Origin of the sequence: Mesorhizobium sp. CA10 (assembly GCF_020165285.1) — a bacterium.
Taxonomy (GTDB): Bacteria; Pseudomonadota; Alphaproteobacteria; order Rhizobiales; family Rhizobiaceae; genus Mesorhizobium.
In genome coordinates this window covers 194,088-200,228 of the sequence record NZ_JAIUHV010000012.1, presented here as the reverse complement: position 1 = coordinate 200,228, position 6,141 = coordinate 194,088, and the positions used below count along the sequence as shown (strand labels likewise).

The window sequence follows — 6,141 nt, the reverse complement described above, 5'->3', positions numbered from 1 at the left end:
TCCCACTTCAACCATACACCAGAACCAACACACAGGATTCCAGGGTCTACGCGCGTCGCTTCGCTCCTTGCTCCGCCCTAGAATGACGAAGGACAGGTTGACGGGACAGCACGCTCCTCTGTCCTGCCGGGGCATCTTCTCGCAGGGAAGGATTCGCAGTTCCCGGCATCTTAGCCGCGCACCGCGCAAACAAAAAAGGCCGGCAAAGCGCGACCCCATTTATGTCTATCACGGAGATATCAGACGTATCCAGCGTTCAGCCAAAACTTCAGCCACAGCCGAATACCGTTACGCCTCGACCCCCTACCGCTCGTCCTTCAGGCGCCGGCAGAGCTCGTCGAGCTGTTCCAGCGAGCGGTAGTTGATCTTGAGCGTGCCGCCCTTGCCCTTGTGCTCGATGCTGACGATCATGCCGATTGTGTCGGTCATCAGCTTCTCGAGCGCCAGCGTGTCGGGGTCCTTCTCGGGCGGGCTCGCGGGGGATTTCACCTTGGCTGGCGTCGGGCCGGCGGGCATTTGCGCCAAGGCTTCGGCCTGGCGCACCGAAAGCCCTTCCTTGACGATGCGCTTGGCGAGCCCGGCCGGGTCTTCGGCGGTGACCAGCGTTCGGGCGTGGCCGGCCGACAAATCGCCGTCGACCAGCATGTCGTGAATGACGTTAGGCAGCTTCAGCAGTCTCAGCGTGTTGGCGACATGGCTGCGGCTCTTGCCGATCACCTGGCCGAGATCGGCCTGCGTGTAGCCATGCTCGTCGATGAGCTGCTGATAGCCTTGCGCCTCCTCGACAGGATTGAGATCGGCGCGCTGGACGTTCTCGATGATCGCCAGCTCCAGCGCGGTGCGGTCGTTGACGTCGCGCACGATCAGCGGGATTTCGGTCAGACCGGCGCGCTGCGCCGCCCGCCAGCGCCGCTCGCCGGCGATGATCTCGTAGCGGCCGGGCTGCGACGGCGAGGGGCGCGCCACGACCGGCTGCACCACGCCGTGCTCGCGGATCGACTGGGCCAGATCGGTGAGCTCGGCATCGCCGAAATGCCGGCGCGGATTCTTCGGGTTCGGGCTGACGAACTCGATCGGCACCTTGCCGTCGGCCGCCACCGCCGCGCCCGGCTTTTCGGGCGCCGCCGGACGGTCGATTTCGCCGATCAGCGCCGCGAGGCCGCGGCCCAGTCTTTTTCTCGATTGGTCTTCGCTCATGAGTTTGTCCAGATCGTTTCGGAATCGAATCGGCTGATTAACCAAGCCGCGCAATGATGCTCAGGCGGCGCGCAGCTTGCGCTCGCGGCGGATCACCTCGGAGGCGAGCTGCAGATAGGCCTGGCTGCCCGAGCATTTCAGGTCGTAAAGGATCGCCGGCTTGCCGTAGGACGGCGCCTCGGAGACGCGCACATTGCGTGGGATGATCGTCTCATAGACCTTGTCGCCCATATGGGTGCGCACATCCTGCACCACCTGGTTGGCGAGGTTGTTGCGCCCGTCATACATGGTGAGCACGATACCCTGGATGGTGAGGTCCGGATTGATGGTATTGCGCACCTGTTCGACCGTCTCCAGCAACTGGCTGAGACCTTCCAGCGCGAAGAACTCGCATTGCAGCGGCACGAGAACGGAATCGGCCGCCGCCATTGAATTCAAAGTCAAAAGGTTGAGCGAGGGCGGGCAGTCGATCAGCACATAGCCGAACGGGGCCGAACGCTCGGAGGCAGCGCGCAGCGCATTGCGCAACTTGAGCACGCGGTCGGGCGCCGAGGCGATTTCCATCTCGATGCCGAGAAGGTCGAGAGTCGAGGGTATGATGGAGAGGCCGGGCACCGCCGTCGGCACCGCGGCCTGCTCCAGCTCGAGCTCGCCAGTCAGCACGTCATAGGACGAAACCGTGCGATCCTTGCGGTCGATGCCGAGGCCGGTGCTGGCATTGCCCTGCGGGTCGAGGTCGACGATCAGCACGCGCTCGCCGATCGCGGCCAGCGCCGTGGCCAGGTTGATGGCCGTCGTCGTCTTGCCGACCCCGCCTTTCTGGTTGGCGACAGTGATGATACGCGGTCCGGTTTTCATGGATTTATGCCAGTAATTCATTGCTGTTTCGCTGGGCGCAAGTCGGTGATGTCGAGGATGACGCCTTCGGCGTCGGTCATGCTCGAATGTTCTACCAGATCGAAGCCCCAGCGGTGAGTGCTTTCTTCCACCTCGGCGCGGTAATCCCGGCCTTTGTGAAAGAGCGCGCGTGCGCCCCTGGTCAGCCAGGGCGCCGACAGGTCGAGCAGGTCCGGAAGAGCTGCCAACGCCCTGGCTGTGACGATTTCCGGTGTTGAAACAAGCGCATAGCTGTCATCGATGCGCCTGGCCACGACACGCGCCGGCAGATCGAACTGGCCTATGACGGATTGCAGGAACGACGCCTTCTTGCGGTTGCTTTCGACCAGGGCGATCGATGCGCTGGGGCGCTCCGCCAGCAGGAAAGCCAGTACCAGGCCGGGAAAACCGCCGCCTGAGCCGAGATCGATCCAGCGTGTCGCGGTGGGTGCGATTCGCGCAAGCTGGGCGCTGTCCAGGATATGGCGGCGCCACACATCGTCCAGTGTCGACGGCGCCGCCAGATTGATGCTGCGGTTCCATTTCAGGAACAGCTGTTCGAAAGCCTGCAGCCGCTCGAATGTTTCACGTGAAACCGGACCCGCTGCCTTTTGCAGGCTCGCCCAGGCATCCGCGCTCACGCCACGTCCCTTCGCGCTGCGAACTCGGCGTTGCGGACATGCGCGACAATGATGGCAAGCGCGGCGGGTGTCATGCCTTCCATGCGCTGCGCATCGGCGATCGAGCGCGGCTGGCGCGCCTTCATCTTCTGCTTCAGCTCGTTTGAAAGTCCCGGAACGTCCGAGAAATCGAGCGCCTCGGGGATGAGCCGCGATTCCTCATGCCTGATCTGTGCGGCGTCGGCTTGCTGGCGATCGAGGTAAACTGAATATTTCGCCTCCGTTTCGAGCCGCTCCGCCGTCTTGGCGTCCAGTTCGGCAAAGCGCGGCTCGACCCTTTTCAGCCAGGCCATGTCGACGCCCGGATGCGCCAACAGCGCATAGGCCGAGCGGCGCACGCCGTCCTTGTTGATCTCCAGCCCATGCCGTGCCGCTTCATTCGGCGTAAGCGTCACAGACTTTGCCAGCGTGCGGGCTTCGTCGAGCTTCTGCGCCAGCGCTCCAAAACGCTGCAGCCGCTCCGTTGACGCGATGCCGATTTTTTCCGCCAACGGCGTCAGCCGCTCGTCGGCATTGTCGGCGCGCAGCGACAACCGGAACTCCGCGCGCGAGGTGAACATGCGATAGGGCTCGGCGATGCCCCGGCTGGTCAGATCATCGACCATCACGCCGATATAGGCCTCGGTGCGGCTGAGCACGAACGGCTCATCGCCGGATGCCGCCCGCGCGGCGTTGATGCCGGCGAGCAGGCCTTGCGCGCCGGCCTCTTCATAACCGGTCGTGCCGTTGATCTGCCCGGCCAGGAACAGGCCGGCGAGCCGCTTCGTCTCCAGCGTCGTCTTCAGCTCGCGCGGATCGACATGGTCATATTCGATCGCGTAGCCCGGCTGCAGCATCGTCGCCTTTTCCAGCCCGGGGATCGTCTTCAGCATGTCGAGTTGCACGTCTTCCGGCAGCGAGGTTGAGATGCCGTTCGGATAGACGGTGTCGTCGTCGAGGCCTTCGGGCTCGAGGAAGATCTGATGGCCCTCGCGGTCGCCGAACTTGACGATCTTGTCCTCGATCGAGGGACAGTAGCGCGGCCCGATGCCTTCGATCGAGCCGGAATACATGGCCGAACGACCGAGATTGGCGCGGATCAGCTCATGCGTCGCCGGCATGGTCCGGGTGATGCCGCAATGGATCTGCGGATTGGCGATCACGTCGGTCATCAGCGAGAACGGCACTGGATCCTCGTCGGCGGCTTGGGCATCCAGCGACGCCCAGTCGATGGTGCGGCCGTCGAGGCGAGGGGGCGTTCCGGTCTTCAGGCGACCGAGCTTGAAACCCGCGCGCGCCATCGTCGCCGACAGGCCGAGACTTGCCTGCTCGTTCATCCGCCCGGCGACGATCTTCCTTTCGCCGATATGGATCAGCCCGCGCAGGAAAGTTCCGGTGGTCAGCACGACGGCGCCGCAGACCAGCCGCCGATTGCCGGAAACCAGCACGGCTGCGACGCTACCGTTTTCGATCTCAAGGTCGAGGACTTCGCCCTCGATCTCGTCGAGATTGTTCTGCTGCCGAATCGCTTCCTGCATTGCCAGGCGATAAAGCTTGCGGTCGGCCTGGGTGCGCGGCCCGCGCACGGCCGGCCCCTTGCGGCGGTTGAGCAGGCGGAACTGGATGCCGGCGGCATCGGCGATGCGGCCCATCAGCCCATCCATGGCGTCGATCTCCCGCACGAGATGGCCCTTGCCGAGACCTCCGATCGCGGGATTGCAGGACATGACGCCGATCGTATCGAAGCGCAGCGTGACCAGGGCGGTCCTTGCGCCGGCGCGCGCGGCAGCACTCGCCGCCTCGCAACCGGCATGGCCGCCGCCCACCACCACCACATCATAGTGATTGGTCATTTTTCCAAGAATCCGCTTTCAGAGATTGGGTTGACAGATGTCCCCGACGGCGGCTGGTGTCAAGGAGAGGTGGACTCGTTTCACGTGAAACAATGAATGGCGAGCATTGCGATCCAAGCCGACAACTGAGAAGCCGGCGGCGCCGGCGGAATTTCACGTGAATCATTGCGGGGTAGCGCCCCAGCCCGTGTTTCACGTGAATCACTTACCGATGCAGAACTGCGAAAAGATGACGTCGAGCAAATCTTCGACATCAACCGCGCCGATGATCCGGCCAAGGCGCTCGGCCGCCAGCCGCAGTTCCTCAGCGCGCAGTTCCTGTCTTTGCCCCGACAGTGCCGCCCGCAGGAAATCCGCTGCCTCTTTGAGCAACTCTACATGGCGCAGCCTGGATGGCAGCACGTCACCCACCTCGCCAACCGCAGCGGCGGCGCGGGCCCCTATCTCATTCAGAAGGCGGTCCAGACCGCCGCCGTCCTTGGAAGAAATAACCAAGTCGTAGTCACCGCCGCCGGCATTGGCGATATCCGACTTCGTTCCGATCCTCAGCACCGGAGCCCCACCTGGGATATCCCCAACGGGCGCCGGATCGGCCATATCCTCCAACAGCAGGACGAGATCCGCCACGTCGGCCTTGGCCCGCGCTCTTTCGATGCCGATCGACTCAACCTTGCCCGTGGCCTCCCGCAGCCCGGCCGTGTCGACAAGTCGCACCTTCAGCCCGTTAAGGTCCATCACCACCTCGAGCAGATCGCGCGTCGTGCCCGGTTCATCGGTGACAATCGCCGCTTCGCGCCGCGCCAACGCGTTGAACAGGCTGGACTTGCCGGCATTCGGGGCGCCGAGGATCACGACTTCGAAACCATCGCGAATGATCTCCGCGGCCTTGAAGCCTCCGATGTGGCGATCGATTTCCCCGATCATTACCGACACGTCGGACCAGACCGCCTCCGAAACGGAACCCGGCACATCCTCTTCCTCGGCGAAGTCGATCTCTGCCTCGATCATGGCTCGTGCATGGATCAGCCGGCGGCGCCAGCTCGAATAAAGCTCGCTCTGCGCGCCGTCTGCATTGCGCAGGGCAAAGCGGCGCTGCGCTTCCGTCTCGGCATTGACCAGATCGGCGAGCGCCTCGGTCTCGACCAGGTCGAGCTTGCCGTTCAGAAAGGCGCGCCGGGTGAACTCGCCCGGCTCGGCGTGCCTGACGCCCTCGAAGCCGGTGATCGTCTCCAGCATCTTGGCCGCGACGGCGCGGCTGCCATGGACCTGGAATTCGGCGACGTCCTCGCCGCTGAAGCTGCCGGGACCTGGAAAGAACAGAACGAGGCCGTGGTCGATCGTGGAGCCATCCGACGCCCGGAGCCTTCGCAACGTGGTAAACCGGTCCTTAACGTTTCCGGCTATCGTTTCGACCACGAATCGAGTTCTGGGGCCGGAAATTCGGATGACGGCGATGCCTGCCGGCAAGTGGCCGCTCGACAGCGCAACGATCGAATCCTTTGAAGCCATTGGGGAAACCATTTGCCGGACCTGCCGAAACGCCTAGATTGAAAGAT

Annotated in this window: 5 protein-coding genes; all 5 read right to left on the bottom strand. The window is 63.8% G+C overall.

The window, feature by feature from the left end:
- Window positions 1–303: 303 nt before the first annotated feature.
- Window positions 304–1,197, bottom strand: a complete 894-nt coding sequence (locus LB535_RS23665) for a ParB/RepB/Spo0J family partition protein (RefSeq protein WP_224633913.1) — start codon at window positions 1,195–1,197, stop codon at window positions 304–306.
- A gap of 60 nt (window positions 1,198–1,257) precedes the next feature.
- Complete coding sequence (locus LB535_RS23660) at window positions 1,258–2,055, bottom strand: ParA family protein (protein WP_095769880.1); 798 nt, start codon at window positions 2,053–2,055, stop codon at window positions 1,258–1,260.
- A 17-nt stretch (window positions 2,056–2,072) separates the two neighbouring features.
- Window positions 2,073–2,714, bottom strand: coding sequence for a 16S rRNA (guanine(527)-N(7))-methyltransferase RsmG (rsmG, locus tag LB535_RS23655; RefSeq protein WP_224633912.1), 642 nt, complete (start codon window positions 2,712–2,714; stop codon window positions 2,073–2,075).
- On the bottom strand, window positions 2,711–4,585 hold the full coding sequence (mnmG, locus tag LB535_RS23650; protein ID WP_224633911.1) for a tRNA uridine-5-carboxymethylaminomethyl(34) synthesis enzyme MnmG: 1,875 nt from the start codon (window positions 4,583–4,585) through the stop codon (window positions 2,711–2,713). The genes rsmG and mnmG overlap by 4 nt, the downstream gene beginning before the upstream one ends.
- A 201-nt stretch (window positions 4,586–4,786) precedes the next feature.
- Complete coding sequence (mnmE, locus tag LB535_RS23645) at window positions 4,787–6,094, bottom strand: tRNA uridine-5-carboxymethylaminomethyl(34) synthesis GTPase MnmE (RefSeq protein WP_224633910.1); 1,308 nt, start codon at window positions 6,092–6,094, stop codon at window positions 4,787–4,789.
- Window positions 6,095–6,141 lie beyond the last annotated feature (47 nt).

Bases quoted from the DNA above. Each gene is read 5' to 3' on its own strand.
- LB535_RS23665 (WP_224633913.1), bottom strand. From the start codon at position 1,197: ATGAGCGAAGACCAATCGAGAAAAAGACTGGGCCGCGGCCTCGCGGCG.
- LB535_RS23660 (WP_095769880.1), bottom strand. From the start codon at position 2,055: ATGAAAACCGGACCGCGTATCATCACTGTCGCCAACCAGAAAGGCGGG.
- mnmG (WP_224633911.1), bottom strand. From the start codon at position 4,585: ATGACCAATCACTATGATGTGGTGGTGGTGGGCGGCGGCCATGCCGGT.
- mnmE (WP_224633910.1), bottom strand. From the start codon at position 6,094: ATGGCTTCAAAGGATTCGATCGTTGCGCTGTCGAGCGGCCACTTGCCG.